We start from the raw sequence: 26,986 nt of genomic DNA on the forward strand, positions 1-26,986 counted from the left end.
GTGACAGTCCGTTCAGCTTGTGAGGATTTGCCCGCTGCGGCGAATCATCTCCTCGACCCTTGTCATTCCCCCACCCGGCCGGAGCCATGTCCCTGGAAACAGACCTGCACACCGCTTTAGCGCGTTGCTGCAGCAGCACCGCGGCATCGTCCTGAAGGTCGCGGCCAGCTATTGCTGGAACCCGGACGACCGCGCCGAGCTGGCGCAAGACATCACCGTGCAGTTATGGCGCGCGTTCCCCGGCTACGATGCCGGCCGGCGCTTTTCCACCTGGATGTACCGCATTGCCTTGAACGTGGCGATCAGCGATCTGCGCGGCCGCAGCCGCGCGCCGCAGGACCCGCTCCCGCTGGAGGCGGTGGCCGACAGCATCGCCGACCCGCTGGCGCGCGACCCGGCACACGCGCAGCAGGTCGCCGCGCTCCACGGCTTCATCGCCCACCTGCCGCCGCTGGAACGCGCCTTGATGCTGCTGTACCTGGACGCGCACAGCTACCGCGAGATCGGCGAGGTGCTCGGCATCAGCGAGACCAATGTCGCCACGAAACTCAGCCGCCTCAAGGCGCGCATCCGCGCCGAACTCTGACCACCCACTTCTCCCAAGGAACATTCGATGGAACTCGACGACATGCAACGCGCCTGGCACGCGATGGAACACCGGCTGGATCGGCACAGCACGCAGATCAGCCGCATCCTCGGCCAGGTGCGTGGCCATGCGGCGCGCACCAGCCTGCGCCCGCTGTGGCTGAGCCAGTCCGCGCAATTGCTGTGCGCCGTGGCGCTGCACATCGTGATCGCGCGCAGCTGGCTTGCCCATACCGATCAGGTTGCGGCGATCATCGGCGGCGTGCTGCTGCAGCTGTGGAGCATTGCGCTGGCGATCTCCGCACTACGGCAGCTGCAGCTGCTGGCGCAACTGGACTTTGCCGGACCGCTGCTGCCGACGCAGCGCGCGCTCGCGCAGTTGCGGCGCTGGCGCACGCGGGTGGCCCCGTGGCTGGGCGTGGCGTTCTGGGTGCTGTGGGTGGCCGTGGCCGACGCCGGCTGGCGCGGGCTGACCGGCCTGACCCTGCCGCACGACTGGCTGCTGCTCAATCTGCTGGTGGGCGTGCTCGGTGGCATCGGCACCTGGCTCGGCTATCGACGGCTGCAGCGCAAACGCCATCCGTGGCTGGAACGCATCGACAACGCGCATGCCGGGCCCGGCGTCGTGCGCGCCGAAAGCATGCTGGACGAAATTGCACGTTTTCAACGCGAATAAGCTTTCCCACGCCGCACCGCGACGCAGGCGTGGCGGATGCCGCTGGTACGCCTGCGTCGCGCACGACTCCACCTGCCGGGGCTGCGTTCGGCACGGTGGTGTTGCCGGCTGCGACAAGCGGATAATCGCCGTCTTCCTGTCACCGAGCGCACCATGCAATTTCTGGAATTCGACCTGGACGGCGAGTACATCGAACTCAACCAGCTGCTCAAGCTGGCCGGTATTGCCGACAGCGGTGGGCAGGGCAAGGCGATCGTCGCCAGCGGCGCGGTCAGCGTCGATGGCGTGCAGGAACTGCGCAAGACCGCCAAGATCCGCCCCGGCCAGTGCGTGCAACTGGACGATGTGGAGATCCGCGTGCTGGCGCTGGACCCCGATGCGGAGCCGGCAGAATGAGCGTGGTGCAGGTCGGCTGGCGCAACAACGCGCCCTCGGCGGACGATCCGGACCACGATGTCTACATCTTTTCGATCGACGTCGAGTCGGACACGCCGTTCTGGTTCGAGCAGTCGATCCGTGGCGGTCACGCCGAGCGCGGCGGTTGCAGCATGCTGGCCTTGCACGAACTGGAAGGCTGGCCCGGCGGCTGGCGCGCAGACGTGACCAAGGCCGGCTGCGCCTGGGTGATTCCACTGCTGGAAGACGCCTTGCGCAGCGGCGATGCGCGCACCGCGATCGATGCGATTCTTGCGCGGGTCGATGCGCCGGCCTGATGGCTGCGTCCTGATGGCCGCGTCCTGACTGCGGCGCGCCTGATGACAGCACTAATGACAGCCGAGCTGACCGAGCCCGCCCGATTGCCACAAGAACACCTGCAAGCGAGCGGATGACCGCATTGCCCGCCCGCGAGTCGAACACCGTTGCAGGCCACTGCGCATGAGGACCACAGTGCAGCGCTGCACGCACTGCGCCTCCCCGCTCCCACGTCGATACCTCAGACGCTGCGCTGGGTCAGATGCGCCGCAATCGCCTGCTTGAACGGCGCCACCGCATGCGCCGCACCCAAGGCACCACGTCGCAGCAGGCGGGCCGGCGCACGGTCGTCGGTGTACAGCGCGGCCAGCGCATTGGTCGCTTCATACAGCGGCCGCGTCGCCAGCCGGTGCGCCCGCTCGCACCCCTGCAGCAAGGCCGCAGCCCCGATGTCGCGCCCGGCTGCAGCAGCGGCACGCACACGCTCGGCCAGGCGTGCCTGGCTCTGCAATCCGAAATTGAAACCATGCGCGGTGACCGGGTGCATGCCCACCGCCGCATCGCCGATCAGCGCGGCACGCTCGGCGATAAAGCATTGTGCATAGGCGGCCACCAGCGGATAGGCATGCCGGCTGCCGTCCTGCTGCATCGGCCCGAGCCGATGCTCGAACGCCTCGGTCACCGCCGCACTGAAGTCCGCCGCCTCCATCGCCAGCAAGGCCTCCACCTGTCGCGGCGGCAGGGTCAGCACCGCGCCAGCGCGGTTGCCCTGCAGCGGCAGCAACGCCAGCGTCTTGCCGTAGCCAAACCACTCCCAGGCGGCATACCGGTGCGGCAGCGCATGGCGCATCCGGCACACCAGCATGGTCTTGCCGAAATCACGCAGCTGCGCGCCGATGCCGAGCAGGCGCCGGGTACTGGAAAAACGGCTGTCGGCCGCCACCAGCAGGCGCGCCGACACCGTTTCCCCATCGGACAACTGCAGCACCACGCGGCCGCGCTCCTGCTGCACGGCCTGCAGCGTGCAAGAGCAGCGCATCTCCAACCCGGCTTGCGCCTGCACCGCCTGCCAGGCCGCGCGACGGATCAGATGATTGGGCACCAGCCAGCCCAGATCGCCGGCACCCCGGGCGGAGGCGGCGAAGGTCAGTGCGAAGTGCGAATGTCCATCCATGACGCGGGCGTCGCGCAGCGGCGAGATCGCATCGGCGGGAAATTGCTGCCAGATGCCCAATTGCTCCAGCAGTGCACGCGAGGCATGGGTCAGGGCGATCTCGCGCCCGTCGAAGGCCGGCTCGGCCAGTTGCGCGCGTGGCTGCTGGTCGACCACCAGCACCGACAGGCCACTGCCGGCCAGGGAGCGCGCAAAACTCAGGCCAACCGGCCCGGCACCAATGACTGCGATATCCACCGATTGCATGCCGCGCTCCTTTACCACCGAGACCCAGAGGAGCTAACAAGACCTTGCGTGCCGTGGTCAGGTGGATGCGGTCAGTGCAGCGCAATCGGCATGTACGCGTGGCACATGCAGCGTCGAGCACGCACGCCTGGCGGTGGGCGCAGCCGTCTTGGTAGCGGCTCTCAGTTTACGGCAGTAGTGCTGGCCGGACTTGATCAGGATCAAGCAGCAACCGAACAGTCGCAGGCGTGCGACTTATTGCTGCGTTTTCTCGGTCGCTGTGCCACCGGCTGCACGCACGCAGCCAGGCCTGCGTCACCAGCCCAGCAACGCCCGCACCAGTTTGACGATGCCCCAGAACGACACCACCCAGATTGCGCTGCGCAGGTAGGGAATCCCCGCCGCATACGCCGGCACGTACGCCACGCGCGCCCACAGGTACAGCTGCACGCCCAGCGCGGTGTCTGCACTGGTACGGCCGGCAACGCTCACCGCCAGGACGGCGGCCGCGAAGATCGGGAAGGTCTCCAGATAGTTGCGGAATGCACGATCCAGCCGCGCCGCAATGCCGGTCAACGGCTTGGCGTCGCCATCGCGTGCGCTGGCATTCCACTTGGTCCCGCGCTGGGCGGTCATGCTGGCCGAGGCGGCCAGCAGTTGCACCAGACCGAGCACCATGGCCCAGCCCAGCATCTGTAGTTCGATGGTCAGTTCCACGCGGGTCTCCCGATGCGCTGCAAGATCACTTGATCGACGCGCGCAGGCTGTACCCGGCGAGCCGCCAGGTCTTGTCCTCGTCCAGGCGGAACGACACCAGCTCGCGCACCGGCTGCTGGGCCTTGGCAAAGCGGGTCGGGAAGCTGACGTTGACGTACAGGCCTTCGGGCACCTGCGCGCCGGCGGCGTATTTGACCCGCGTCACCGAGCCCTGCCCGCGTCCGACCACGGCCCCCAGGCGCGCACGTTCGGCACCGATCTGGCTCACGAAGGCATCGCGCTTGACCGCGGTCTTGGCGACGCTGGAGGCGCCATCCCATAGCGAGGCCACCTGGTTGGCATCGACCATCTGCGCCACCCGCAATGCCGCCTGGGTCATCTCGGTGTTCTGTTTGACCAGCTGCGCCTGCTGCGCCGGGTTGACCGCGGGCGCCGCCGTCGACGCAGCGGCAGCCGGACGTGCAGCGGTCTGCGGCTGTTGGGCCAGGACCAGCGAGGGAGCCAACAGCAGTGCGGCAAGCAGACGAGGACGGAACATGGGGCAGATTGACCTTGTACGGAGCGAACGAATGGGAGCCAACGCGGGCGCGTGGCGGGTGCGGCAGTTTAAGACCTGCGCTGCCTGCAGCGGTGAGTGCGCGACGATCGCAGGAGCCCGGTGTGGGCAATCCGCGCCGGCCCTGGCAACATCAGACTTCGCCGCCGGGCGGAACCGCCGCGACGCCGCGCGGCCGCCATAGCCGCCAGCTGATCCACAGCGCACGGGCGATGGCCGCGATCAGCGCCACCAGGCTCAGCCACACTGCCAACGTGGCCGGCCACTGCACCCGGCTGGCCGCAGCAATCACCTGCAGGAGCTCGGCCACGCCGAATCCGGCCAGCACCAGCAACGCCGATGGCAGATACGCCAGCGCAACACCTTTTGTCTTTCCGAGCATGGCGCCCCCGGCTCCGTGATATGCCGCGACCATAGGCAGACGGCAGTGCGGTGCGCGTGAAGCTCAGCCGTCGCCCTGGGCGGGCCCCGGCGCAGGCTCGGCGGCGGCCGCCGCGTCCGGTGCCTCGGTTGGCGCGGCGGTTGGCGCGGCCGGCGCTGTGTCGGCCGCCGCCGCGGCATCCGGTGCGGCGGTTACCGGCAGCGCGGCGGCATCGGTTTCGGCCAGCGGGCTTTCTTCCGGGCAGGCCGCATCGGGAAACCCGAAGCGCTGCTTCAAGGCCAGGCCGCAGGCGTTGACCGCCTCCAGATCGGCGCCCTCGCCCTTGCACTTGTGATCGAAGGCGACCAGGAACGCGTCCTTGCGGCGCACGAAGGCGTCGCCGCACTTGCGCATCTGGCGGATGCGCTCCAGATCGTCCTGCACCGCGTTGGTGCCATCCAGCCCATACTCGCGCAGCTCGTCCATCGTCAGCAGGCGGAGGCTGCGATTGGGCACGGTCATCATCAGGTCGGCCACCGCCACCGCCACGCCGTTGCGCTCCAGATAATCCTTGACGTTGCCGTAGACCTCGCGCAACTCGCGATTGAGTTCCGCGCGCGAGGTGGCCTTGGAACTGATCCGCATCATGCGGTGGATGCCGACCTTGCCGGCCACCAGCCGGTTATCGCCGGCGGCCAGCACGAACACGCAGGCGCTGTGGCAGATCGAGCCTTCGCGCACCCAGATGGTCCAGTTGGATTCGCCGATCACATCGCCGGCGCGGATCGCCGCTTCCACCTGCCCGCCGCTGGAATCCAGGTCCAGGATGCGATGCGGCAACTGCAATTGCCCGGCCACCGTGGCCAGCCGCCACACCAACGCTGCGAAGCCGGCGTTGATCTTGCCGGCATAGCGCACCCGCAGCAGGCCGGTATCGCGACATGGCGCCAGCGCCGCCTCCACGCTGGCGCGGTCCAGCGCCGGCAGCAGCGTGCCGTCGCCGGCGTCGCTGCTGTAATCGGTGGCGCAACTGATCCAGGCCTTGCCCGCGTCCAGCTCCGCCTGCGGCCAGCCGGCCTCGCCCGCCTGCGCGCGTGGCCGCGGCGGCGGCGCTGCCGGCTCGGGCGTGTCCACCGACACCATGTGGTCGCCATCGCCCTGCCCCGCGCCGCCCTGTTGCGTGGCGGCGGCATCGGCCGAGGTACCGGTGCGGTCACAGGCCACCAGCGCCAGCAGGCAGGAAAGGGACAGGCAGAGCAGTTTCAGCATGATGTCAGGCAACAGACCGCGACGGAGATCACCCTCAGTCTATGGCTGAACGGGCCCACCGTTTGACCCTGCCATGAACACACAGGCGCGGTGCAACCCTGTCCGAAAACGGCCAGCCGCGGCTGGAGTGAGCGCATAGACTGGCCCCATGCAGACCGCCACGCCCGACCGACTCCAATGCGACCGCGCCCGCCTGGCGCGCGATGCGCGCTTCGACGGGCTGTTCTTCACCGCGGTGCGCAGCACCGGCATCTACTGCCGCCCGGTGTGCCCGGCACCGCCGCCCAAGCCGGGCAACATCAGCTATTACCCCAGCGCGGCGGCAGCCAGTGCCGCCGGCTACCGGCCGTGCCTGCGCTGCCGCCCCGAGCTGTCGCCGCAGGCGCAGCAGCATCTGGGCGAAGAGAGCGTGCAACGCGCACTGGCGATGATTGCCGACGGTGCCCTGCAGGAGCAGCCGGTGCAGACCCTGGCCGACGCAGTGGGCCTGAGCGCACGCCAACTGCAGCGGCAGTTCGTGCAGCAGCTCGGTGCCACCCCGATCCAGGTGCACGGCACGCGCCGGCTGCTGCTGGCCAAGCAGCTGCTGACCGAGACCGCATTGCCGGTGACCGAGGTCGCACTGGCGGCCGGCTTCAACAGCCTGCGTCGCTTCAATGCGGCCTTCCTGGAAGGCTGCGGGATGCCGCCATCGGCGCTGCGCAAGCAGCGTGCCGAGGTTCCGGGTGGCGCGTTGACCCTGCGCCTGGGCTATCGCCCGCCGCTGGACCTGCCGGCGATGCTGGCATTTCTGCAGCGCCGCGCGATTCCCGGTATCGAGCAGGTCGACGCCAGCGGCTACCGGCGCGTGATCGGCACCCCGGGCAACGCGACGCTGATCGAGGTCAGCGCGGCGCCGCAGCGTGCGGAGTTGCTGCTGCGGATCGGCGCGACCGACCCGCGCCAGATCCCGCAGATCGTGCGGCGGGTGCGCCGGCTGTTCGATCTGGATGCAGACCTGCAGGCGGTGCACGCCACGCTGGCGGCCGAGCCGCTGCTGGCCGAGGCGATCGCGCGCCGCCCCGGCCTGCGCGTACCGGGTGGCTGGGACGGCTTCGAAGTGGCCGTGCGCGCCGTGCTGGGCCAGCAGATCAGCGTGGCCGGCGCGGCGACGCTGGCGGCGCGGCTGGTCGATCGGCATGGCGGCCATCATGTGGAGATGCCGCCCGGCCTGGACCGCATCTTTCCGACTCCGGCACAGCTGGCCGAAGCGCCGCTGGAACAGCTCGGCCTGCCGCGTGCACGCGCCGCCACGTTGCGTGCGCTGGCCTCGGCGTGTGCGCAAGGGCGGCTGCATTTCGGCGCCGGCCAGCGCCTGCCCGAATTCGTCGCCGCCTGCACGGCCTTGCCCGGCATCGGGCCGTGGACTGCGCACTACATCGCCATGCGTGCGCTCTCGCATCCGGATGCGTTTCCGGCCGGCGACCTGATCCTGCAGCAGGTGCTCGGCACCCCCGAGCGCCTGAGCGAGCGTGCCACCGAAGCGCGCTCGCAGGCCTGGCGACCCTGGCGCGCCTACGCCGTGTTGCACCTTTGGCATCTCGCTGTCGATCGCAAGGACACCCGTTCATGAGCACACTGCAGTACGACACCTTTCCCTCGCCGATCGGCGCACTCAGCGTGGCCGCCGATGCTGCCGGCGTGCACCACATCCTGTTCGCGCAGAACCGCTACGACGCGATCGGCCGCGCGCGCTGGCAGCATGCCCCGGATGCGCCGCTGGTGCGCGAGGCGCGCGAGCAATTGCTCGATTACCTGCATGGCGGGCGGCGCAGCTTCGACCTGCCATTGGCACCGACCGGCACGCCGTTCCAGCTGCAGGTCTGGCACACGCTGGCGCAGATTCCGTTCGGGCAGACCTGGAGCTATGCGCAACTCGCGCACGCGGTGGGACGCCCGGCCGCCAGCCGCGCGGTCGGCGCCGCCAATGGACGCAATCCACTCCCGATCGTGCTGCCCTGCCATCGCGTGATCGGCGCCAATGGTGCGCTGACCGGCTTCGGCGGCGGCCTGCCGACCAAGCAGGCGCTGTTGCAGCTGGAGGGCTGGTCACCGCGCCGGAGCGCGGCGACCGACGATCTGTTCGCCGCAACCTCCATCGCTGGCACGCGCTGACTTCGCGACGTCATTGCGACGCCGTAAACTGGGGCGATGATCGATCGACGTCTTGTGTTTGCCGCGCTTGCACTGCTCGCGGCCTGTAGTTCTCACGCCCCTTCGCGCAGTACGCCAGCGCCCGCCCCGGCGGCGCCCGCGTCGGCAAACGCACCGCACAGCGATTCAGCGCACAGCGTGCTGCTGATCTCCATCGACGGCCTGCGCGCGGACATGCTCGATCGCGGCATCACACCGCATCTGTCGCAGCTGGCGCACGACGGCGTGCGTGCGCGCTGGATGACGCCGTCGTACCCGTCGCTGACCTTTCCCAATCACTACACGCTGGTCACCGGCCTGCGACCGGACCGCCACGGCATCGTGCACAACAGCATGCGCGATGCGACGCTGGGGAGCTTCTGGCTGAGCAAGCAGGACGCGGTCGGCGATGCGCGCTGGTGGGGCGGCGAGCCGCTGTGGGTCGGCGCCGAAACGCACGGCCTGCATGCCGCGACCTGGTCCTGGCCCGGCAGCGAGGCGGCGATCGGCGGTGTGCGCCCCACGCGGTGGCGCCACTACGAAGAAGGCACCAGCCTGGACGCGCGCGTGGACGAGGTGCTGGGGTGGCTGGCCGCGTCCGGCGCGGACCGCAATCGCCTGGTCACGCTGTATTTCGAACACGTGGACGAAGCCGGCCACGACCACGGCCCGGAATCGCGCCAATACGCCGACAGCGTGCGTGCGGTGGATGGCGCGATCGGCCGGCTGCTGGCCGGCATGCAGCGCGACGGCACGCGCGAGCGCACCAATATCGTCGTGGTGTCCGACCACGGCATGGCCGAGGTGCCGCCCGGGCAGGCGATCAGCGTGCAGGACATGGTGCGGCCAGATATCGCCACCGCCGTGACCGAGGGGCAGGTCATCGGCTTTGCGCCATTGCCGGGACAGCAGGCACGCGCCGAAGCCGGCCTGCTCGGCGCGCATGCGCAGTACGACTGCTGGCGCAAGACGGCGCTGCCCGCACGCTGGCACTACAGCACCCATCCGCGCATTCCGCCGATCGTGTGCCAGATGCACGAAGGCTGGGATGCACTGTTCCCGGACAAGCTGGCCAGGCGCCCGCGCGATCAGATGCGCGGTTCGCACGGCTTCGATCCGGCGCTGCCGTCGATGCGCGCAGTGTTCCTGGCGCAGGGCCCGGATCTGGCGCAGGGCAAGAGCTTGCCGGGGTTCGACAACGTCGATGTGTATGCGCTGATGACACGATTGCTGGGCATTCCTGCCGCGCCCAACGATGGCAATCCCGCCACGCTGCTGCCGGCCTTGCGCGTGCCGCCGGCCGATACGCGCTGAGTGACGCGTCGCGGCCGCGCTGCGCGGATGCGACAATGGCGCCATGTCTGCTCCTGATCCCTCGCCGCGCCGGCTTCGGCTGCGGCCTTTGTTGTCCAGCGAAGGCTGGCGTCGCCGCGCCGCACTGTGGGGTGGCGCCATCGCAGTGGCGCTGGTGGCGATCGTGTTCGCCAAGGCCAGCGACGCCGCCTTCCAGGTGTTCCAGCGCATCACCGCGCATTCGATCTGGTGGGCGCTGCTGCTGACGCCGGGCATCTTCGCCCTGCTGGCCTGGCTCACCTCCGGTGCAATGCGGCCGACGCGTGGCAGCGGCATTCCGCAGGTCATCGCGGCGCTGGAACATGACGACGCGGCATTCCGCCAGAGCAATCTGTCGCTGCGGGTGTCGATCGGCAAGCTTGCCCTGACCACCTTGTCGCTGCTCGGTGGCGCCTCGGTCGGACGCGAAGGCCCCACCGTGCATGTCGGCGCCAGCCTGATGCATGTGTTCGGGCGCTGGTTCGGGTTTCGCGATCCGCGCGAGCTCTCGCATTTCCTGCTGGCCGGCGGCGCTGCCGGTATCGCCGCGGCGTTCAACACGCCGCTGGCCGGGGTGGTGTTTGCGATCGAGGAATTGAGCGGGCGCTTCGAACACCGCTTCTCCGGCACCCTGCTGACCGCGGTGATCGTCGGCGGCGTGGTGTCGCTGGGCCTGCTGGGCAACTACACCTACTTCGGCAAGGTGGCGGTGGCCTTGCCGCTGGGCCAGGCCTGGCTGGCGATCGCGCTCTGCGGCTGCGTGGCCGGCCTGCTCGGCGGCATCTTCGCGCGCCTGGTGCTGGCCAGCGTCGGCGGCAAGCCACGCTGGCTGGCGGCGTTGCGCCAGCGCCATCCGGTGCTGCTGGCCGCGCTGTGCGGCGTGGCTCTGGTTGGCCTGGCGCTGGTGTTCGGGCAGGGCGCGTTCGGCACCGGCTACGAGCAGGCTCGCAGCCTGGTGCAGGGCCACGCGGTGGTCGGCCACGAATTCGGGCTGATGAAGCTGCTGGCCAACCTGGTCTCGTACCTGGCCGGCATTCCGGGCGGCCTGTTCTCGCCGGCGCTGGCGGTGGGTGCCGGCATCGGCCACAACCTGTCGGTGCTGATGCCGGGCGTGGACCCGCGCACCTTCGTGCTGCTGGGCATGTGCGCGTATCTGACCGGCGTGACCCAGGCGCCACTGACCTCGGCGGTGATCTCGCTGGAACTGACCGACACCAGCCAGATGCTGCTGCCGATCCTGGCCACCGTGCTGATTGCGCGTGCCATGTCCGGGCTGGTGTGCAGGACGCCGATCTATCGCGGCCTGGCCGAACAGCTGCTGGCGCCGACGCCGTCCCGCACCTCGCCGGCTACGGCAACGACGCACTGAACACCCCACGCGGGAGAGCGGCGCAGGGCCGACCGACCGTAGTGTGCAGATACCGGCCATGACCGCCGCGCACTACGGCCGGCGTTGCCGTGCCATGCGCGAACCGACGCCAGCGGCGCGCACGTCGCCGCTTCGACGCAGGCCGGTAGCGGAATGGCTGCTCGGGCAAGCGCTGCAGCGCGCGTCTGCGCCGATGCCGGACATAAAAAAACGCGGCGCAAGCGCCGCGTTCTGGTGTCGCGAAGCGGGCTAGGGATCAGCCGGCCTTGGCAACGGTCTTCTTGGCGACAGCCTTCTTGGCCGGCGCCTTGACCACGCCCTTCTTGGCAACCGGGGCAGCTGCACCCACGACGACCTTGCTCACCGCGTGCGAACGCGAATTGCCGTAGCTGGAATTGTAGCGCTTGCCCTTGGCGGTCTTGCGGTCACCCTTACCCATGTTCGTCGACTCCTGAATGTGAATACTGAATACAAAATCCCCGCGCTGAACACGGGTCTGGCGAGGTTTACGCCGGCGGCGCCCTCGCGCAAGGCCGGCAAGCCTACCACGTAGGCCCCTGCCCGCGCAGCCCGGGCTAGTGGACGCAGCTGGCGTCGTGGACGTGGGCGTGCCCGTGATTCAGACGCAGATTGACCAGGTGGGCGATGCCGACCAGCGCGCCGCCGAGCGTCATCACCACGGCATGCGGCAGCACCGCGTGATGCAGCGGGTCGTACAGCAGGCCGGCCCACAGCAACAACAGGCCAGGCAGCAGCAGCGCCAGCGCATGCAGCGCCTTGTGCCGGCGATAGCCCAGCACCAGGCTGAACAGGCCCAGCAGCGTCACGAACACCACGATGGCCCGTTCGACCCCGTCGCCCAGCCAGAACGACAGGCCCAGGGACGGGGCCAGGGCCAGCACCAGCGGCAGCACCGCGCAATGCACGGCGCACAGCAGCGAACCGGTCGCACCGAAGCGGTCGAGCACATGGCGAAGAGACGGTAGAGGCATGACTTCCAGCAGGGGCTCGCGGCGATGTGGAATAATATAACATCTTCCTTGTTCCAGGCCCGCACCACTGCATCGCGCAGCTGAGCGGGTCCCGCCGTCGGCGCAGTGGCCAAGCTGCGCCTTATCGTTGATATAAAGTAACAATCACAGAGTCCGGCCCGCCATGCACCCTCGCCCCGTTTTCTCGCTTCGTCGCTCCACCCTCTCGCTGGCCTTGACCAGCCTGCTGACGCCCGCCCTGGCCATGGCCGCCGACGCGCCGGCGGTTGCCGACCCGCAGACCCCGCCCAGCTCGGACACGCGCCACGACGCCACCGCTTCCAGTGGCCGCCACATCAAGGACCTGGACAAGGTCGTCGTCACCGCCAGCCCGCTGCGCGATGCGGCCGGCGAGCTGAGCCGCCCGGTCGAAGTGCTGGCCGGCGAACGCCTGGACGAAGTGCGCAGTTCCAGCCTGGGCGAAACCGTGGCCAGCCTGCCCGGCGTGCAGAGTTCCAACTTCGGCCCCGGCGTCGGCCGGCCGATCATCCGTGGCCTGGACGGCCCGCGCGTGGCGGTGCTGCGCGACGGCCTGTCCACCCAGGACGTGTCCACGGTCAGCCAGGATCACTCGCCGGCGATCGAGCCGTTCCTGGCCAACCAGATCGAAGTGCTCAAGGGTCCGTCCACGCTGCTGTACGGCTCCGGCGCGATCGGCGGCGTGGTCAACGTGGTCGACGGACGCATTGCCGAAACCCCGGTGGACGGCTTCAGCGGCCGCGCCGAAGTGCGCTTCGACGGCGGCGACAAGGACGGCAACACCGACATGTTCCGCGTCGATGCCGGCAACGGCAGCGGGCTGTCGATCCATGCCGACGGCGTGTACCGCAACCAGAACGATTACGACACCCCGCAAGGACGCCAAGCCAATTCCTGGATCGACTCCAAGGTCGGATCGGTCGGCGCCTCGCTGTCCGGCGACTGGGGCTTCGTCGGCCTGTCGGCCTCGCGCTTCCGCGACAACTACGGCAACCCCGGCGAGCCGGGCGATCTGTCGATCGGCGAGCGCGGGGTGTCGTTGAAGCTGCAGCAGGACCGCTACGACCTCAAGGGCGGGCTGACCGATCCCTGGGGCGAAGGCAGTGCATTGCGCTACAGCTTCGGTCATACCGATTACGCGCATACCGAATTCGAAGGCGAAGAAGTCGGCACCGTGTTCACCAAGCGCGCCAACGAAGGCCGCGTGGAGGCTTCCTTCACCTTCGGCGGCGGCTGGAAGACCGCATTCGGCCTGCAGGGCAGCGACACCACCTTCCAGGCAGTGGGCGAAGAATCCTTCGTCCCCAAGACCGACACCCGCTCGCTGGGCGTGTTCGGCGTTGCGCGCAACAGCTGGGACCGCGTCACCGCCGAAATCGGCGCGCGCGTGGACAAGGTCAAGTACCGGACCGACATCGGCGTGGACCGCGACTTCACCCCGACCAGCTTCTCGGCCAGCGGCGGTTTCCGCTTCAACGAACAGTGGCGCCTGACCGCCAACCTCGACCATGCCGAGCGCGCGCCGGCCGAGGAGGAGCTGTTCGCCAACGGCCCGCATATCGCCACCCTCGCCTACGAGATCGGCGATGCGGACCTGAAGACCGAGAAGGCCAACCAGGCCGAGCTGGGGCTGAACTTCCAGAACACCTGGGTCGATGCCAAGATCGCTGCGTACTACAACCGCTACAACGACTTCGTCTACATCGTCGATACCGGCGGCCAGTGGTTCAACGAAGAGGACAACGACTTCCTGCCGATCCGCCAGTGGACGCAGAACGATGCGGTCTTCCACGGTTTCGAGGGCGAGGCCACCTTCCATCTGGCCGACAACGACACCGGCGCGTGGGACCTGCGCGTGTTCGGCGACACCGTGCGTGCGCGCCTGAAGGATGGCGGCAACCTGCCGCGCATCGCCCCGGGCCGTGTCGGCGCGCAGATGCGCTGGAATGCCGATGCATGGCGCGCCTCGCTCGGTGCCACCCGCACCATGAAGCAGGACAAGGTGGCAGTGAACGAAACCCCGACCGACGGCTACACGTTCGTCGATGCGCATCTGGCCTACCACGTGGACCGCGGCAGCAATGCGTGGGAAGTGTTCCTGGACGGCAACAACCTGACCAACCAGGACGCACGCGTGCACACCTCCTTCCTCAAGGACGATGTGATGCTTCCCGGCCGCAGCGCCTCGTTCGGCGTGCGCATGTTCTTCTGACGGTACCTCTCTCCCGCCGTCATAAGCGAGGCCGCCTTCGGGCGGCCTCGTCATGTGTCAGCTTGCGCAGCCGGCTGGTGGTCGCACGGCGGAAAACAGCTGCATGTGCAGACGGGACGTGATGCGCTTGACACCGGTTGCGATCGGGCAGGACGCCTTCTCTCCCGGTCCGTGCACCGCTGCGGAGGGCCGGCACCTGCGTTGCCTGGCTGCCGACCAGCCCGCCATCGCGGTCTGCCGCTGATGCGGCGCACAACAGCTTTTGCCACGGCTTCCATTAGAACGGCAACACGCACTGCATGCGCGCGTTGCCGTTCCGGCGCGCTCCTGTGCGGCACATTACCTTTCCGGCGCCCGCCCGTGTTTTGCGGGGCTTGCGTCGATCGCTGCGATTGAAGGAGAGCACGCATGACCTCGTCCCTGTCCCGCCACGCCCTGTCATTGACCATCATCGCCCTGCTCAGCCCTGTCGCCTACGCGCAAACCGCCCCTGCGGCACCGCCACAACAGGACGCCACCACGCTGGATGCGGTGATCGTCAGCGGCACCGCGCGCTTCAAGGGCCTGGCCAAGCGCGATGCCAGCTTTTCGATCACCACCGCCAGCCCGGAGCAGATTCAGCAGGCCGTCCCGCAGAGCACCGCGGACCTGTTGAAGATCGTGCCGGGCGTATGGGCCGAGCCCAGCGGTGGCGGCACCGGTGCCAACATCTTCGTGCGCGGCATGCCGTCCGAAGGCGATGCGCCGTTCGTGACCATGCAACTGGACGGCTCGCCGCTGTTTCCGCCGCCAAGCCTGTCGTTTCTGGAAAATTCCACGCTGTTCCGTGTCGACGACACGGTCGAGCGCATGGAGGTGTTGCGTGGCGGTTCCAGCCCGATCTTCTCCAACGGGCAGCCGGGGCTGACGGTCAATTTCATCCAGAAAAAAGGCCAGGACGAACCGGAAGGCAGCGTGCGCCTGACCGGCGGCAACAACGCCCTGCGCCGCATCGATGTGTTCAACAGCGGGCCGATGGGCAATGGCTGGTACTACAGCGTGGGAGGGTTCTTCCGCGAAACCGATGGCGTGCGCGACCCGCAGTTCGCCGCCGACAAGGGCGGCCAGTTCAGCGCCACGCTGAGCAAGCGCTGGGACAGCGGCGAGGTGTCGTTCTACGCGCGGCATACCGACGACAACAACGCCTTCTACACCGCCATTCCGCTGCTGTCGCGCAACAACGGCAACGACCTGTCCAGTTTCCCCGGCTTGAATGCGCAGACCGGCACCCTGCTCGGCCGCGATTTCCGCAATGTCGATCTGCTGGTCGGGCCGAACGGGCAGACCATCCAGCGCGATCTGGCCGATGGGCGCGGCGTCAACATCGATGTGTTCGGCGGCGAATTGAACTGGGAGCGCGGCGACTGGACCATCGCCGACCGCTTCAACGTGATGAGCGGCAGCGCGCCGACCTATGCTCTGTTCACCGGCGATGCGCCGCAGCGGCTGGGCGACTTCATCGCCGGCTATGGCAGCGCTGGCAGCGGCCGCTTCACCAACGGCGGCGGCGCGGTGGATTCGAACCAGCAGGTGCTGGAAGCCGGCTGGTGGTCGGTGGACAAGCGCCTGAACTCGGTCACCAACGACCTGCGCCTGAGCCGCGAACTGTTTGCCGGCAATACGCTCACCGTAGGCACGTACTACGCCAGGTATTCCTCCGCAGATACCTGGTACCTGGGCAACACTATGCTGCTCACCGCGCAGAACAACGCGCGCCGCATCGACGTGGATCTGGCTGACGGGCGCCAGGCCACGCGGCAGGGCTTCACCAGCACCGCGTTCTTCAACCTGCGCGCCAACTACGACGGCGAGAACATCGCCGCCTTCGTCGCCGACGAATGGGAAATCAACGACCAGCTGCGTCTGGACCTGGGCGCACGCTACGAGCGCCAGAGCGTCACCGGTGACGTGCACGACACCGCCACGGTGGACCTGGACGGCAACCCGGCCACGCTGTACGACAACGCCACCTCGCTGGCGCTGGCCAGCACGCGCCGCATCGACCAGCACGACGAGGCGTTCTCGTGGACGGCGGGCCTGAACTTCAAGCTCAACGACAGCAACAGCCTGTTCGCCCGCGTCAACTCAGGGGTGAAGTTTCCCGGCTTCGACAATCTGCGCGATGGCCAGAATCGCGTGCAGGACGTGGATCAGTACGAACTCGGGCTCAAGTCCGGCGCCAGCAGCTACGACCTGTATCTGACCGCGTTCTACAACACCTTCAAGAATTCGCCGTTCCAGGCGTTTCTGGCCAATGGCCAGAACTTCACCACCGTTGGGGATTCGCGCGCGCGCGGCCTGGAGGTGGAAGGCGCCATCCGGCCGTTCGGCGGCTTCGAGCTGGCCGGCACCGGGGTGTGGCTGGATGCGAAATACCGCAACTACCGCGAGTTCACCGGCAACCAGGTGATGCGCCAGCCCAAGCGGCAGTTCCGCGTGACGCCCAGCTACTACTGGATGCTGCCGTTCGGCGACCTCAAGCTGTTCGCCACCTACTCCTACATCGGCGATCGCTTCGCCGACCTGGCCAACAGCCAGCGCCTGCCGTCCTACGACATGCTGGATATCGGCGCCAACCTGCATGTGGGCGAGCATTGGGAAGTGACCGCCAGCGGCAGCAACGTCACCGATACGCTGGGGCTGACCGAAGGCAATGTACGCGTGCCCGGTGCGGCCACCGGCGGCGTGTTCATGGGCCGGCCGATTGCCGGGCGGCAGTACCAGATGTCGGTGGCGTATCGCTGGTGATCCGCGCAGAAGGCCTGCAACTGTCGCTGCCCACGCCGCAGCGTGCGCCCACCAGCCCGCGGCGCGTGGTGCTGGCGTCTGCCGGTGGCACGCGGGCGGCCACCATGTCTACACCGGCAGCGGGCTGCGCTCTGCAAAATGCCCGCGCCAATACGGGTAGTACGGATACGGCGGCTCCACCGCGCTCACCGCATCCAGGCGCGCGCGTTGCGCGTCCGTCAGCGACCAGCCCACCGCGCCCAGGTTCTGGCGCAACTGCGCCTCGTCGCGTGCGCCGATCAGCACCGTGCTCACGGTGGGCCGTTGCAGCAGCCAGTTGATGGCGATCTGCGGCACGCTGCGGCCGGTCTCGTCGGCAATGGCGTCCAGCACATCGACAATGTCGAACAGGCGCTCATCGCTGATCGCCGGGCCCGCAGCGGCCGTCGTATGCAGGCGGCTGGTGTCCGGCAGCGGTTGGCCGCGGCGCAGCTTGCCGGTCAGGCGGCCCCACCCTAGCGGACTCCACACCACTGCGCCCACGCCCTGGTCGATGCCCAGCGGCATCAGCTCCCATTCGTAGTCGCGCCCGGCCAGCGAGTAGTAGGTCTGGTTGGCCACGAAGCGGCTCCAGCCATGCGCGTCCGCCACAGATAACGACTTCATCAACTGCCAGCCGGCGTAGTTCGACGCGCCCAGATAGCGCACCTTTCCTGCACGCACCAGCTCATCCAGCGTGGACAGGGTTTCCTCCATCGGGGTCATCGCATCGAAGGCATGCAGCTGCAGCAGATCGATATGGTCGGTGCGCAGGCGCCGCAGCGAGGCATCCACCGCACGCAACAGGCGGAAGCGCGAGGCACCAGCATCGTTGGGCCCATCGCCCAGGCGCAGGCCGGTCTTGGTCGACAGGATCACCTGATCGCGGCGCCCCTGCAGCGCCTGGCCGAGAATCTCTTCGGAGGCACCGTCCGAATACACATCGGCGGTGTCGAACAGGTTCAGGCCCGCCTCCAGGCACAGATCGATCATGCGCTGCGCCTGCGCCACATCGGTCGCGCCCCAGGCAGAAAACAGCGGCCCCTTGCCGCCGAAGGTGCCGGCACCCAGACCGAGCACCGGCACCTTGAAACCGGACCGGCCGAGAAAACGTGTGTCCATCGCACTACTCCTTGGAACCGAAAGAAAATCCACGCGCAGTGCCGGAAGATCGGCCACTGCGCGACGCCAGCCGCGACGATCCGCTCGCCGGCGACCTGCGCCGATGGCGCCGATCGCGCAGGTCTGCCGGTTGCGCAAGTACTGCGCGCTGCGCCCGCAGGACCGAATCAACCCGTCTGCACGCAGACGCCCGGCGCAGCGGCACGCCGGCGTTGCAGCTGCACGCTCCACAACGCGATCCCCAGGCCCATCGCGCTCAACAACGCGGCAACCCACGGCGTGGCAACCAGGCCGGCATGGGTGGCGATCACCACACCGCCCAGCCAGGCGCCCACGGCATTGCCCAGATTGAACGCGGCGATATTGAGACTGGAGGCCAGGTTCTGGCCGGCACCACGCGCATGCTCGAGCACGCGCAGTTGCAGCGGCGCCACGGTGGCGAAGGCGGCCACGCCCAGCAGCCCGACGAACACCACCATCGCGGTCTTGTTGTGCAGGACCAGGCCCATCGCAGCGAGCACCACCACCAATGCCGCCAGGCTGCCCAGCAAGGCGGCGGTGGGACGCCGGTCGGCCAGACGCCCGCCCAGCAGATTGCCCACGATCATGCCGACGCCGAAGACCAGCAACACCGGGGACACCGCGGTCTGCGCAAAACCGGTCACCTCCACCAGCAACGGCTGGATATAGGTAAACACCGCGAACACGCCGGCATAGCCCACCACCGTCATCGCCAGCGCCAGCACCACCTGCCCGCGCCCCAGCACGGCCACTTCCTGCCGCCATGACACCGCTGCGGCCGCGCCTGCGTTCGCCGGCACCCACAGCGCCACCGCGGCCGTGGCCAGCACGCCGACGCTCGCAACCGCCCAGAACGTCGCCCGCCAGCCCAGCTGCAGGCCCAGCCAGGCGCCGGCCGGCACCCCCAGCAGGGTGGCCACGGTCAGCCCGGCAAACATCAGCGAGATTGCCGAAGCGCGGCGCTCGGCCGGGACCAGCGAGGTCGCCACCACCGCGCCCACGCCGAAGAAGGTGCCGTGCGCCAGCGAGGTCAGCACGCGCGCGACCATCAGGCTGGTGTAGTCCGGCGCCAGCGCGCAGGCCACGTTGCCCATGGTGAAGATCGCCATCAACCCGACCAGCACCGCCTTGCGCGGCAAGCGCGCACTGGCCAGCGTCAGCACCGGCGCCCCGACGAACACGCCCAGCGCATAGCCGCTGATCAGCAGGCCGGCGGCGCTGAGCGACACGCCCAGGTCGGTGGCCACCTGCTGCAGCAGGCCCATGATCACGAACTCGGTGGTGCCGATGCCGAAGGCACCGATGGTCAGCGCCAGCAGCGCTGGCGGAAAGCGGGAAGAACGCACGGAAGCGGACATGGGCAGGGACCAGGGAAGACGACCCACAGCCTGCGCTCCGGCGTCCTAAGCAAAAACCCCTGCTATCCTGATTCACTATCAACCAATCATTGAGAATCGCATGGACCGCCTCGGCGACATCGCGCTGTTCCTGCGCGTGCTCGATTCCGGCTCGATCACCGCCGGTGCGCGCAGCCTGGACCTGTCGCTGGCGGTCGCCAGCCAGCGCCTGAAGCGGCTGGAACGCGACCTGGGCGTGCGCCTGCTGCACCGGACCACGCGCCGGCTGCACCCCACACCCGAGGGCCAGCGCCTGGCCGAGCGCGGCCGCGTGCTGGTGCAGGATCTGGACGCGCTGGCCGACGACCTGCGCGAGAGCGCACACGCGGTCGGCGGCATCCTGCGCATGACCCTGTCGGCCTCGTTCGGGCGGCAATACGTGTCGCCGCTGCTGCCGGAATTCCAGGCCCGGCATCCGCGCGTGCACATCAGCGCGCATCTGAGCGACGACCTGGTGGACCTGGTCAGGCAAGGCTTCGATCTGGCGATCCGCATCGGCCCGCTGGACGACTCCGGGCTGGTGGCGCGGCGCATCGCCGACAACCGCCGCACCCTCGCCGCCTCGCCCGATTACCTGAAGCGCCATGGCACCCCGCGCACGCCGGACGACCTGGCCGGGCATGCCGGCGTGCTGCTGATGGGCCGCGACGGCCGTCAGGACGTGTGGCGGTTGCAAACGCCGGAGGGCGGCCTGGTACGCGTGCGCATGCAAAGCCGCTTCGAAAGCAATTTCGGTGAGTTGATCCGCGATGCGGCCGTCGCCGGCCAAGGCATCGCGTTGCATTCGTACTGGCACATTGCCGAGGAACTGCGCGACGGCCGGTTGGTCGAGGTCCTCCCCGACTACCCGCCACCGACCACGCAGATCAACGCGGTGATGCCGGCCCGCCAGCTGCAGCCACCGCGCGTGCGCGCATTCGTGGAGTTTCTGCTGGAACGCCTGGGCGAGGTGCCGCCGTGGGAGCGTGTCGGTTAAACGCAAGTTTGGTGCTTGCGTCGGCCAGTGCTGGCTGGACGCGGAGCGATGCGTGGCTGCGACGTGACGTCTTGGAGAGCAGCCAATCTACGGCTTTGCGGATGGATCAGCTGTAGAGCGGGTGATCTGCGGCTTTACTGCATGCCCCTCGCCCGCCCACCATCGCAGGACACGCCGCAAGTACGTCCGTATAGGTTCTGGCGCGGCATCCATGCCGCTCAAGGTCCCGCGACGGTAGCCGGGCAAGGACCTGTCGGGATGGTCGGTGTGCAGGTGCAAGCAATGCACGATGCGCGTTGTTCGAAAATCAGGTTGTCCGATACTGATGCGCCGGCTCAACGTCGCAACATTTGCTGCACATCCGACGACAAGCGGCCTTTGATGCGATAACCGACCAACTTTCTGGTGCGGTGCCCTCGCCGCTTGCGGGACCCTCGGCGGCATGGATGCCGTCCAGGAGCCTCCAGGGACGGATTCACGGCGTGTCCCGCAGGTGGCGAGGGCACCGCGCATTCGACTCACCGCTCAACAAGGCGCGCGTGACCAACACCTCGCCGCTGCCGACATAGAATTTTGTCGCCGCTCCTAGCCCCCCGCACGCACCAAGCGCTTGTGCAAGCCGCGCCGCTGCGCCTCGCTGAGCAGATGCCCATGCGTGTTCAACAATCCCAGGATCTGCTGATGCGCTTGCGCTGTGCGACGCGCAAGTTCGGCCGTGGCGGCGGCCTCGAGCGCCTTCCAGTCGGCGGGGCGCGTCGGCGTGGGGATGGTCGAACGTTTTGCGGGCATGGGCGAGGCGATCACGGAAACAGACGCCCATGATACGGCGCGCGCGTGAGCGCCCTATCAGATCATGGCGGGCCTGTCGTGTTGAGGCGCTGGGCGTGCAAGCGCCTGAACGCGCGTGTCGGCGCCAACCGGCGCTGCCGTGGCCTGCCGCTGCTGCGGACCTGCCGGCTCCATGACATCCGGTCTTGTACGATCGACGGCATCGCGGCCAGGCCGCCTGGTGCCACTGCCGAGTCCTGCATGTCCGCCTTGACCGAGATGACCGACATCCTGCTGCGCCACGCCCCTGGCGATGGCATGCACGCCACCCGGATTGCCGGGCTGCAGATCATGCGCAGCGCCTCGCCAACGGTGTCGGTGCCCACGGTCTATACGCCGATGCTGTGCCTGGTGGCGCAAGGCCGCAAGCAGGCGATGCTGGGCGCGGCGGCGTATCTCTATCACCCGCAGATGTATCTGGTGGCGTCGGTGGATCTGCCGATCGTCGGTTCGGTGATCGAGGCCAGCGCCGCGCAGCCGTATCTGTGTTTCTGCCTGGATCTGGACACCGCCGTGCTGAGCGACCTGGCCGTCAGCCACCCGGAGCTGGCCGAGCCGCAGCGCGATGCGGCGCAGGCCGGCTTGTTGCTCAACCACAGCACGCCGCCATTGCAGGACGCTGCAGTGCGGCTGGCGCGTCTGCTCGATCAACCCCAGGAGATTGCCGCGCTGGCACCGCTGGTGCTGCGCGAAGTGCTCTATCGCCTGATGGCCGATCCGGCCAATGCGGTGGTGCGCCAGATGGCCATCGCCGACAGCCGACTCAACCAGATTTCCAAAGCCATTGTCTGGCTGCGCAAGCATTACGCACAGCGCTTCCGCATCGAGCAGATTGCCGATCTGTCGGCAATGAGCCGCTCCACCTTTCATGCGCATTTCAAGGCGGTCACCTCGATGACGCCGCTGGAATATCGCTCGCATCTGCGCGTGCACGAAGCGCGCCGGCTGATGCTGGCCGAAGCGCTGAATGCCGCTGATGCCGGCTTCCGCGTCGGCTACGAGAGCGCCTCGCAATTCAGTCGCGACTACGCGCGCATTCTCGGCGCGCCGCCCGCACGTGACGCACAACGGTTGCGTGCCGGGGCACAGGCTGCGACACAAGCGGCGTAAGCCTGTCCGCGCGCAGTGGAGCGCAGTCACGCGCCCGCACTAAGCGACATGTATCACCGACGATGACGCGGCAGACCGCACCACGTCATCGTTGAGCACCGTGTCACTCGGCCGCGTACTGCGCCTCGCTGACCTGCTCCAGCCAGGTCACCGGCGAGCCATCCTGCGCTTCGGCGATGGCGATGTGCGACATCGCCACGGTCGCGTTGGCGCCGTGCCAGTGCTTGACGCCCGGCGGAATCCACACGATGTCGCCCGGGCGGATCTGCTGCGCCGGCTTGCCCCATTCCTGCACACGCCCGGCGCCGGCGGTGACGATCAGCGTCTGCCCCAACGGATGGGTGTGCCAGGCGGTGCGCGCGCCCGGCTCGAAGGTGACGGTGGCACCGCCCACCCGCGCCGGCGCATCGGCCTGGAAAGGCGCATCGATGCGCACGGTGCCGGTGAAATAGTCGGCCGGGCCGGCTGCAGATGCGGCGCCGCCGGCCTTGCTCACCCTGATCGCGTGTCGCTCTTCACCTGCGGGCGTGACGGCAGCCATCATCGACAGCGACATCGCGGTTGCAAACAGATTCATGGCCGTGCTCCTCGATTCAAGTGACTGCACTGTAGCGTGCAGGCGCACCGGCATTACCCAGGCAGCAGCGCATGCACCTAGAAACACAGCGCATCAATGCGGCCATGACCCGCCGGGTGTGGAGCCATCACGCACCATCGCGCATGATGCAGCCGCATGAATGGCATGCGGTGGAGTCGGCATTCGCAACCAATGGCGCGGGAAAACCTCAACGATCTGCAGGCCTTCGTCGCCGTGGCGCGCGAAGGCAGCTTCACCCGCGCCGCCGCGCAGCTTGGCGTCTCGCAATCGGCGCTGAGCCATACCGTGCGCGCACTGGAAGCACGTCTGGGCATCCGCCTGTTGACCCGCACCACGCGCAGCGTGTCGATGACCGAAGCCGGCGCACGCCTGTTCGACACCGTGGCTCCGCGGCTGCAGGAGATCGACCACGAACTGTCCGCGCTCACCAACTTCCGCGACACGCCGGCCGGCACCATCCGTATCACCACTACCGGCCACGCCGCCGACGCCTACATCTGGCCAGCGTTGTCGCAGGTGCTGCCCGACTATCCTGACCTCAGGATCGAGATCACCGTCGATTACGGGCTGGCCGATATCGTTGCCCAGCGCTACGACATCGGCATCCGGCTGGGCGATCAGGTCGCCAAGGACATGGTCGCGGTGCCGATCAGCCCGATGCAGCGCATGGCGGTGGTGGCGGTGCCGGGCTACTTCGTGCACCACACCATCCCTGCTGCCCCGGCCGACCTGGCCGGGCACAACTGCATCGGCCTGCGCCTGCCCACCCACGGCGGCTTGCTGGTCTGGGACTTCGAAAAGGACGGGCACGAGGTCAAGGTCCGCGTGGACGGGCAATGGACCTTCAACGGCAGCAGCGCGGTGCTGCGTGCCGCACTGGCCGGCGGCGGACTCGCGTTCTTGCCGGAAACCATGGTAGTGGAGCACCTCGCCGCCGGCCGGCTACGCCGCGTGCTGGAGGACTGGTGCGCCCCATTCGACGGCTATTACGCCTATTACCCCAGCCGCCGCCAAACCTCGAGCGCACTCAAGGTCGTGATCGACGCATTGCGGCACGATCCGGCGCGCTGACGCGTCCGTGTAGGAGCGTGCCTGCGCGCGACAGGGCTTTATCGGTAAGGCACCGTCGCGCGCGGGCACGCTCCTACAACCGCGTCGGTTGGCGGCAGGTTTGAGGCTGGTGACCGACGTACTGCGGCAAGCTCTGGTGCGCTGACATGCGTGTGTAGGAGCGTGCCTGCGCGCGACGGGGCTTTCTCGGTAAAGCTCCATCGCGCGCGGGCACGCTCCTACAACTACGTCGGTTGGCGGTCAGGATCGCCGGGGTTATTTACCGACCAGCTTCTGCCGCTCCGGGCGGTAACGCTCGCCGACAATCGCCACCGCATCCAGCGCCTGCTGGATCCGCGCAAGATCCTCGCCGCTCAGGGTCAATGCGGCGCCGCCCAGATTTTCTTCCAGGCGATGCCGCTTGGTGGTGCCGGGAAAGTGCAGAGCGAACACCTTGCGCGCGGTCGCCGGCCCGTAGCCATAGCTCAGGCCCATGCAGCCCAGGCCCAGCGCGGACACCACCGCCCCCCATCCATCACGCTGCCTGCCCCGCAGCTAGAACCCGCTCGGCACCTCGCGCTTGCCTGCCGTGGTCACCGCTGGCGATTGCGGCCGATACGCACGCAGGAACAGCGCCACCGCACTGGCGACATACGCGTGCGGCGTGGCGGCCGGTGCCTGCAATGGGTTGCCACGCAGCGCCGCATTGGCCGGCATCCCGGTCATCAATCCGAAGAAATGCACCGAGGCATCCGGCAGATTGTCGATGACCAGGCTGCCCTGCTCCACTTCGCGCGCCAGCACCGCACGCATCGTGGTGTCGTAGCGTTCGAAGCCCAGCGTCCACATCTCCTCGCGCATCTGGCTGGGCAGTGCCGGCGGCCGCACCAGTCCATACGCGGCATCGCCCAGTGCATTGCTGGCCGCCATGCGCACGACCGCATCGGCGATGGCGAGCAGACGCACGGGCAACGGCCCGCGCATGTTCAACAGCGCCTCCCAGGGATTGGGCGATTGGTGCGCCAGCGCCTCCAGGGTGGTGCGGAACAGCACCTCCTTGGAGGCGAAATGCGCATACACCGTGGCCTTGGACACCATTGCGCGCTCGGCGATGCTGTCCATGCTGGTCCTGTCGAAGCCCTGGCGTGGAAACAGCTCGCCTGCCGCGCGCAGAATCGCACCACGTTTGTCGTGCGGTGCATGCCTGGGTGCTGGCGGTTCGGCAGCGGCGTCATCCACGTGGCTGCCCCGTCGCAGTCGTTGCCACCGCCGGCTCGGCCGATTGCAGCCAACCACCGCCCATCGCCTTGTAGAACGTCGCCAGATTGGTGAAGCGCGACAGCTGCGTGGTGATCAAGCTCTGCTGCGCGCTGTACAGCGAGCGCTGCGCATCCAGCGCCTGCAGGTAGCTGTCCACGCCGCGTTCGAAGCGCGCCTGCGACAGCCGGTAGCTGTCGGCGGTGGCATCGACCAGGGCCTGTTGCGCCTGCAATTGCCGGCCCAGGGTCTCGCGTTGCGCGAGCGCATCGGAAACCTCGCGGAACGCGCTCTGGATCGCCTTTTCGTATTGCGCCACCTCGATATCGCGGTTGGCCTTGGCCATGTCCAGGTTGGCGCGGTTACGCCCGGCGTTGAAGATCGGCAGCGTCAGCGTGGGCACGAAGCTCCAGGCGCGGGTGCCGGAATCGAACAGGTTGGACAGGCTGCTGCTGGACGAGCCGGTCGATGCGGTCAGGCTGATGCTGGGGAAGAACGCCGCGCGCGCCGCTCCGATGTTGGCATTGGCCGCACGCAGGTTGCGCTCGGCCTCGAGGATATCCGGGCGACGCTGCAGCAACTGCGACGGCAAGCCGGCCGGCACGCTGGCCAGCACGTTGCCGTCCACGCTGGCGCCGTCGGGCAAGGCCCGCGGCAACAGCTCCGCCGGCAGCTGCGTGCCGACCAGCAGCACCAGGGCGTTGCGGTCCTGCGCCACCTGCGCGGTATAGCGCTCCACGTCCACGCGCGCGGTTTCCACCGTGGTCTGCGCCTGGCGCAAGGTGAGCTGCGAAGCCACACCCAGCTCGAAACTGCGTTGCTGCAGGCGATAACTGTCGCCCTGGCTGCTCAAGGTGGACTGCGCCAGCTGCAGCAACTGCTGATCGGCCGCCAGCGTCAGATAGGCGGTGGCCACTTCGGCCACCAGGCTGATATGGGCGCTGCGGCGTGCCTCGGCGGTGGACAGGAACTGTTGCAGCGCCTGTTCCTTGAGGCTGCGCACACGCCCGAACAGATCCAGCTCGTACGCACTGACGCCGATGTTGGCGCTGTAGGTCCGGAACACCTGCGGCTGGCCTGGAATGGCCAGCTCCGCCGGCGTGCGCGCGTTATTGGCGGTGCCGGTGCCCTGCACGGCGGGCAGCAGCGCAGCGCGCTCCACCCGGTACTGCGCACGTGCCACCTCGATGTTGAGTGCGGCCACGCGCAGGTCGCGATTGTTCTCCAATGCCAGCGCGATCACCTGCTGTAGCGCCGGGTCGGTGAACACCTGCCGCCAGCCGATGTTGGCGATATCGACCGCCGGCTCGGGGCTGGCGGCAGCGGTGGTATTGGATGCCGTCGCGAGCTCGGTGCCGGCAAAACGCTCGGGCACCGGTGCGTCGGGCCGTGCATAGCGCGGCATCAGGGTGCATCCGGACAGCACGCCGGCCACCGCCATCGCGGTCAATGTCATGCGGATCGGTGTCAT

25 protein-coding genes, 1 other RNA gene and 2 pseudogenes are annotated in these 26,986 nt (G+C 68.3%); 13 read left to right on the forward strand and 15 right to left on the reverse strand.

Annotated features, from left to right (window positions below; all coding sequences use genetic code 11):
* Nucleotides 1-86 precede the first annotated feature (86 nt).
* The 4 genes and pseudogenes from H7A86_RS13670 to H7A86_RS13685 all read left to right on the forward strand — a co-directional run bounded on the left by H7A86_RS13670 (nucleotide 87) and on the right by H7A86_RS13685 (nucleotide 1,974).
* Nucleotides 87-586: pseudogene (locus H7A86_RS13670) on the forward strand (RNA polymerase sigma factor).
* A gap of 27 nt (nucleotides 587-613) precedes the next feature.
* Nucleotides 614-1,261 (forward strand): hypothetical protein, encoded by a 648-nt coding sequence (locus H7A86_RS13675; protein ID WP_119131251.1) that lies wholly within the window; start codon nucleotides 614-616, stop codon nucleotides 1,259-1,261.
* A gap of 153 nt (nucleotides 1,262-1,414) precedes the next feature.
* Complete coding sequence (locus H7A86_RS13680) at nucleotides 1,415-1,657, forward strand: RNA-binding S4 domain-containing protein (protein WP_024939760.1); 243 nt, start codon at nucleotides 1,415-1,417, stop codon at nucleotides 1,655-1,657.
* The gene (locus tag H7A86_RS13685; RefSeq protein WP_164739141.1) at nucleotides 1,654-1,974 is read left to right on the forward strand and encodes a hypothetical protein; all 321 of its coding nucleotides are present in this window, start codon (nucleotides 1,654-1,656) and stop codon (nucleotides 1,972-1,974) included. The genes H7A86_RS13680 and H7A86_RS13685 overlap by 4 nt, the downstream gene beginning before the upstream one ends.
* A gap of 221 nt (nucleotides 1,975-2,195) precedes the next feature.
* Here the strand turns inward: H7A86_RS13685 and ubiM are convergent, their stop codons facing one another.
* From ubiM to H7A86_RS13715, 6 genes are all read right to left on the reverse strand, one after another.
* Nucleotides 2,196-3,374 (reverse strand): 5-demethoxyubiquinol-8 5-hydroxylase UbiM, encoded by a 1,179-nt coding sequence (gene ubiM / locus H7A86_RS13690; RefSeq protein ID WP_119131250.1) that lies wholly within the window; start codon nucleotides 3,372-3,374, stop codon nucleotides 2,196-2,198.
* Between the two features lie 31 nt (nucleotides 3,375-3,405).
* A non-coding RNA gene (locus tag H7A86_RS13695) (sX9 sRNA) lies at nucleotides 3,406-3,481 on the reverse strand.
* A gap of 187 nt (nucleotides 3,482-3,668) precedes the next feature.
* Nucleotides 3,669-4,070 carry an MAPEG family protein gene (locus tag H7A86_RS13700; RefSeq protein WP_104581882.1) on the reverse strand — a complete coding sequence of 134 codons (402 nt, stop codon included), beginning with the start codon at nucleotides 4,068-4,070 and terminating at the stop codon, nucleotides 3,669-3,671.
* A gap of 25 nt (nucleotides 4,071-4,095) precedes the next feature.
* Nucleotides 4,096-4,608: a DUF4019 domain-containing protein gene (locus H7A86_RS13705; RefSeq protein ID WP_119127920.1), complete on the reverse strand. Its 513-nt coding sequence runs from the start codon at nucleotides 4,606-4,608 to the stop codon at nucleotides 4,096-4,098.
* Nucleotides 4,609-4,759: 151 nt separating this feature from the next.
* Nucleotides 4,760-5,008 carry a hypothetical protein gene (locus H7A86_RS13710; RefSeq protein WP_104581880.1) on the reverse strand — a complete coding sequence of 83 codons (249 nt, stop codon included), beginning with the start codon at nucleotides 5,006-5,008 and terminating at the stop codon, nucleotides 4,760-4,762.
* Nucleotides 5,009-5,071: 63 nt separating this feature from the next.
* Entirely contained in the window at nucleotides 5,072-6,256 is a 1,185-nt protein-coding gene (locus tag H7A86_RS13715; protein WP_119131249.1) for a COG3904 family protein, read from the reverse strand.
* Nucleotides 6,257-6,404: 148 nt separating this feature from the next.
* Between H7A86_RS13715 and H7A86_RS13720 the strand changes: the two genes are divergently transcribed.
* Genes H7A86_RS13720 through H7A86_RS13735 form a run of 4 tightly spaced genes read left to right on the forward strand, consistent with a single transcriptional unit; the run spans nucleotide 6,405 to nucleotide 11,129 of the window.
* Complete coding sequence (locus H7A86_RS13720; RefSeq protein ID WP_104648077.1) at nucleotides 6,405-7,868, forward strand: AlkA N-terminal domain-containing protein; 1,464 nt, start codon at nucleotides 6,405-6,407, stop codon at nucleotides 7,866-7,868.
* Nucleotides 7,865-8,410, forward strand: coding sequence for a methylated-DNA--[protein]-cysteine S-methyltransferase (locus H7A86_RS13725; RefSeq protein ID WP_119131248.1), 546 nt, complete (start codon nucleotides 7,865-7,867; stop codon nucleotides 8,408-8,410). Before H7A86_RS13720 ends, H7A86_RS13725 begins: the two co-directional genes overlap by 4 nt.
* Before the next feature lie 36 nt (nucleotides 8,411-8,446).
* Nucleotides 8,447-9,742: an alkaline phosphatase family protein gene (locus H7A86_RS13730; RefSeq protein WP_119131247.1), complete on the forward strand. Its 1,296-nt coding sequence runs from the start codon at nucleotides 8,447-8,449 to the stop codon at nucleotides 9,740-9,742.
* A gap of 43 nt (nucleotides 9,743-9,785) precedes the next feature.
* Nucleotides 9,786-11,129 carry a chloride channel protein gene (locus tag H7A86_RS13735; RefSeq protein ID WP_119131246.1) on the forward strand — a complete coding sequence of 448 codons (1,344 nt, stop codon included), beginning with the start codon at nucleotides 9,786-9,788 and terminating at the stop codon, nucleotides 11,127-11,129.
* 256 nt (nucleotides 11,130-11,385) lie between these two features.
* On the opposite strand, the gene H7A86_RS13740 is transcribed toward H7A86_RS13735, so the two are convergent.
* Nucleotides 11,386-11,568 carry a 30S ribosomal protein THX gene (locus H7A86_RS13740; RefSeq protein ID WP_016904806.1) on the reverse strand — a complete coding sequence of 61 codons (183 nt, stop codon included), beginning with the start codon at nucleotides 11,566-11,568 and terminating at the stop codon, nucleotides 11,386-11,388.
* Between the two features lie 136 nt (nucleotides 11,569-11,704).
* The gene (locus tag H7A86_RS13745) at nucleotides 11,705-12,121 is read right to left on the reverse strand and encodes a MerC domain-containing protein (protein WP_104581874.1); all 417 of its coding nucleotides are present in this window, start codon (nucleotides 12,119-12,121) and stop codon (nucleotides 11,705-11,707) included.
* Nucleotides 12,122-12,284: 163 nt separating this feature from the next.
* Between H7A86_RS13745 and H7A86_RS13750 the strand changes: the two genes are divergently transcribed.
* Together H7A86_RS13750 and H7A86_RS13755 are read left to right on the forward strand one after the other, a co-directional pair.
* Nucleotides 12,285-14,351 carry a TonB-dependent receptor gene (locus H7A86_RS13750; protein WP_119131245.1) on the forward strand — a complete coding sequence of 689 codons (2,067 nt, stop codon included), beginning with the start codon at nucleotides 12,285-12,287 and terminating at the stop codon, nucleotides 14,349-14,351.
* 408 nt (nucleotides 14,352-14,759) lie between these two features.
* Nucleotides 14,760-17,138 (forward strand): TonB-dependent receptor, encoded by a 2,379-nt coding sequence (locus H7A86_RS13755; RefSeq protein ID WP_119131244.1) that lies wholly within the window; start codon nucleotides 14,760-14,762, stop codon nucleotides 17,136-17,138.
* Between the two features lie 108 nt (nucleotides 17,139-17,246).
* Here H7A86_RS13755 and H7A86_RS13760 read toward each other — a convergent pair whose 3' ends face one another.
* Entirely contained in the window at nucleotides 17,247-18,278 is a 1,032-nt protein-coding gene (locus H7A86_RS13760; protein ID WP_119131243.1) for an aldo/keto reductase, read from the reverse strand.
* A gap of 167 nt (nucleotides 18,279-18,445) precedes the next feature.
* The gene (locus H7A86_RS13765) at nucleotides 18,446-19,657 is read right to left on the reverse strand and encodes an MFS transporter (RefSeq protein ID WP_119131242.1); all 1,212 of its coding nucleotides are present in this window, start codon (nucleotides 19,655-19,657) and stop codon (nucleotides 18,446-18,448) included.
* Nucleotides 19,658-19,757: 100 nt separating this feature from the next.
* Here H7A86_RS13765 and H7A86_RS13770 point away from each other — a divergent pair, with 100 nt between their 5' ends.
* A complete protein-coding gene (locus tag H7A86_RS13770) occupies nucleotides 19,758-20,672 on the forward strand; it encodes a LysR family transcriptional regulator (RefSeq protein ID WP_119131241.1) in 915 nt (304 codons plus the stop codon).
* A gap of 585 nt (nucleotides 20,673-21,257) precedes the next feature.
* On the opposite strand, the gene H7A86_RS13775 is transcribed toward H7A86_RS13770, so the two are convergent.
* The gene (locus H7A86_RS13775) at nucleotides 21,258-21,461 is read right to left on the reverse strand and encodes a hypothetical protein (protein WP_104581868.1); all 204 of its coding nucleotides are present in this window, start codon (nucleotides 21,459-21,461) and stop codon (nucleotides 21,258-21,260) included.
* Between the two features lie 240 nt (nucleotides 21,462-21,701).
* Between H7A86_RS13775 and H7A86_RS13780 the strand changes: the two genes are divergently transcribed.
* Nucleotides 21,702-22,610 (forward strand): AraC family transcriptional regulator, encoded by a 909-nt coding sequence (locus tag H7A86_RS13780; protein WP_119131240.1) that lies wholly within the window; start codon nucleotides 21,702-21,704, stop codon nucleotides 22,608-22,610.
* 103 nt (nucleotides 22,611-22,713) lie between these two features.
* On the opposite strand, the gene H7A86_RS13785 is transcribed toward H7A86_RS13780, so the two are convergent.
* Entirely contained in the window at nucleotides 22,714-23,187 is a 474-nt protein-coding gene (locus H7A86_RS13785) for a (R)-mandelonitrile lyase (RefSeq protein WP_164739142.1), read from the reverse strand.
* 192 nt (nucleotides 23,188-23,379) lie between these two features.
* On the opposite strand from H7A86_RS13785, the gene H7A86_RS13790 reads away from it, so the two are divergent.
* Nucleotides 23,380-24,279, forward strand: coding sequence for a LysR family transcriptional regulator (locus tag H7A86_RS13790; protein WP_119131239.1), 900 nt, complete (start codon nucleotides 23,380-23,382; stop codon nucleotides 24,277-24,279).
* Between the two features lie 255 nt (nucleotides 24,280-24,534).
* Here the strand turns inward: H7A86_RS13790 and H7A86_RS13795 are convergent.
* From H7A86_RS13795 to H7A86_RS13805, 3 genes and pseudogenes are all read right to left on the reverse strand, one after another.
* A pseudogene (locus H7A86_RS13795) lies at nucleotides 24,535-24,696 on the reverse strand (aldo/keto reductase); the annotation flags it as partial.
* Nucleotides 24,697-24,813: 117 nt separating this feature from the next.
* Nucleotides 24,814-25,497: a TetR/AcrR family transcriptional regulator gene (locus H7A86_RS13800; RefSeq protein ID WP_119131238.1), complete on the reverse strand. Its 684-nt coding sequence runs from the start codon at nucleotides 25,495-25,497 to the stop codon at nucleotides 24,814-24,816.
* Nucleotides 25,490-26,986: an efflux transporter outer membrane subunit gene (locus tag H7A86_RS13805; RefSeq protein ID WP_104581864.1), complete on the reverse strand. Its 1,497-nt coding sequence runs from the start codon at nucleotides 26,984-26,986 to the stop codon at nucleotides 25,490-25,492. The genes H7A86_RS13800 and H7A86_RS13805 overlap by 8 nt, the downstream gene beginning before the upstream one ends.

Origin of the sequence: Xanthomonas euroxanthea, assembly GCF_903989455.1 — a bacterium.
GTDB lineage: Bacteria > Pseudomonadota > Gammaproteobacteria > Xanthomonadales > Xanthomonadaceae > Xanthomonas > Xanthomonas euroxanthea.

Bases quoted from the DNA above. Each gene is read 5' to 3' on its own strand.
- H7A86_RS13675 (WP_119131251.1), top strand. From the start codon at position 614: ATGGAACTCGACGACATGCAACGCGCCTGGCACGCGATGGAACACCGG.
- H7A86_RS13680 (WP_024939760.1), top strand. From the start codon at position 1,415: ATGCAATTTCTGGAATTCGACCTGGACGGCGAGTACATCGAACTCAAC.
- H7A86_RS13685 (WP_164739141.1), top strand. From the start codon at position 1,654: ATGAGCGTGGTGCAGGTCGGCTGGCGCAACAACGCGCCCTCGGCGGAC.
- ubiM (WP_119131250.1), bottom strand. From the start codon at position 3,374: ATGCAATCGGTGGATATCGCAGTCATTGGTGCCGGGCCGGTTGGCCTG.
- H7A86_RS13705 (WP_119127920.1), bottom strand. From the start codon at position 4,608: ATGTTCCGTCCTCGTCTGCTTGCCGCACTGCTGTTGGCTCCCTCGCTG.
- H7A86_RS13710 (WP_104581880.1), bottom strand. From the start codon at position 5,008: ATGCTCGGAAAGACAAAAGGTGTTGCGCTGGCGTATCTGCCATCGGCG.
- H7A86_RS13715 (WP_119131249.1), bottom strand. From the start codon at position 6,256: ATGCTGAAACTGCTCTGCCTGTCCCTTTCCTGCCTGCTGGCGCTGGTG.
- H7A86_RS13720 (WP_104648077.1), top strand. From the start codon at position 6,405: ATGCAGACCGCCACGCCCGACCGACTCCAATGCGACCGCGCCCGCCTG.
- H7A86_RS13725 (WP_119131248.1), top strand. From the start codon at position 7,865: ATGAGCACACTGCAGTACGACACCTTTCCCTCGCCGATCGGCGCACTC.
- H7A86_RS13730 (WP_119131247.1), top strand. From the start codon at position 8,447: ATGATCGATCGACGTCTTGTGTTTGCCGCGCTTGCACTGCTCGCGGCC.
- H7A86_RS13735 (WP_119131246.1), top strand. From the start codon at position 9,786: ATGTCTGCTCCTGATCCCTCGCCGCGCCGGCTTCGGCTGCGGCCTTTG.
- H7A86_RS13740 (WP_016904806.1), bottom strand. From the start codon at position 11,568: ATGGGTAAGGGTGACCGCAAGACCGCCAAGGGCAAGCGCTACAATTCC.
- H7A86_RS13745 (WP_104581874.1), bottom strand. From the start codon at position 12,121: ATGCCTCTACCGTCTCTTCGCCATGTGCTCGACCGCTTCGGTGCGACC.
- H7A86_RS13750 (WP_119131245.1), top strand. From the start codon at position 12,285: ATGCACCCTCGCCCCGTTTTCTCGCTTCGTCGCTCCACCCTCTCGCTG.
- H7A86_RS13755 (WP_119131244.1), top strand. From the start codon at position 14,760: ATGACCTCGTCCCTGTCCCGCCACGCCCTGTCATTGACCATCATCGCC.
- H7A86_RS13760 (WP_119131243.1), bottom strand. From the start codon at position 18,278: ATGGACACACGTTTTCTCGGCCGGTCCGGTTTCAAGGTGCCGGTGCTC.
- H7A86_RS13765 (WP_119131242.1), bottom strand. From the start codon at position 19,657: ATGTCCGCTTCCGTGCGTTCTTCCCGCTTTCCGCCAGCGCTGCTGGCG.
- H7A86_RS13770 (WP_119131241.1), top strand. From the start codon at position 19,758: ATGGACCGCCTCGGCGACATCGCGCTGTTCCTGCGCGTGCTCGATTCC.
- H7A86_RS13775 (WP_104581868.1), bottom strand. From the start codon at position 21,461: ATGCCCGCAAAACGTTCGACCATCCCCACGCCGACGCGCCCCGCCGAC.
- H7A86_RS13780 (WP_119131240.1), top strand. From the start codon at position 21,702: ATGTCCGCCTTGACCGAGATGACCGACATCCTGCTGCGCCACGCCCCT.
- H7A86_RS13785 (WP_164739142.1), bottom strand. From the start codon at position 23,187: ATGAATCTGTTTGCAACCGCGATGTCGCTGTCGATGATGGCTGCCGTC.
- H7A86_RS13790 (WP_119131239.1), top strand. From the start codon at position 23,380: ATGGCGCGGGAAAACCTCAACGATCTGCAGGCCTTCGTCGCCGTGGCG.
- H7A86_RS13805 (WP_104581864.1), bottom strand. From the start codon at position 26,986: ATGACACCGATCCGCATGACATTGACCGCGATGGCGGTGGCCGGCGTG.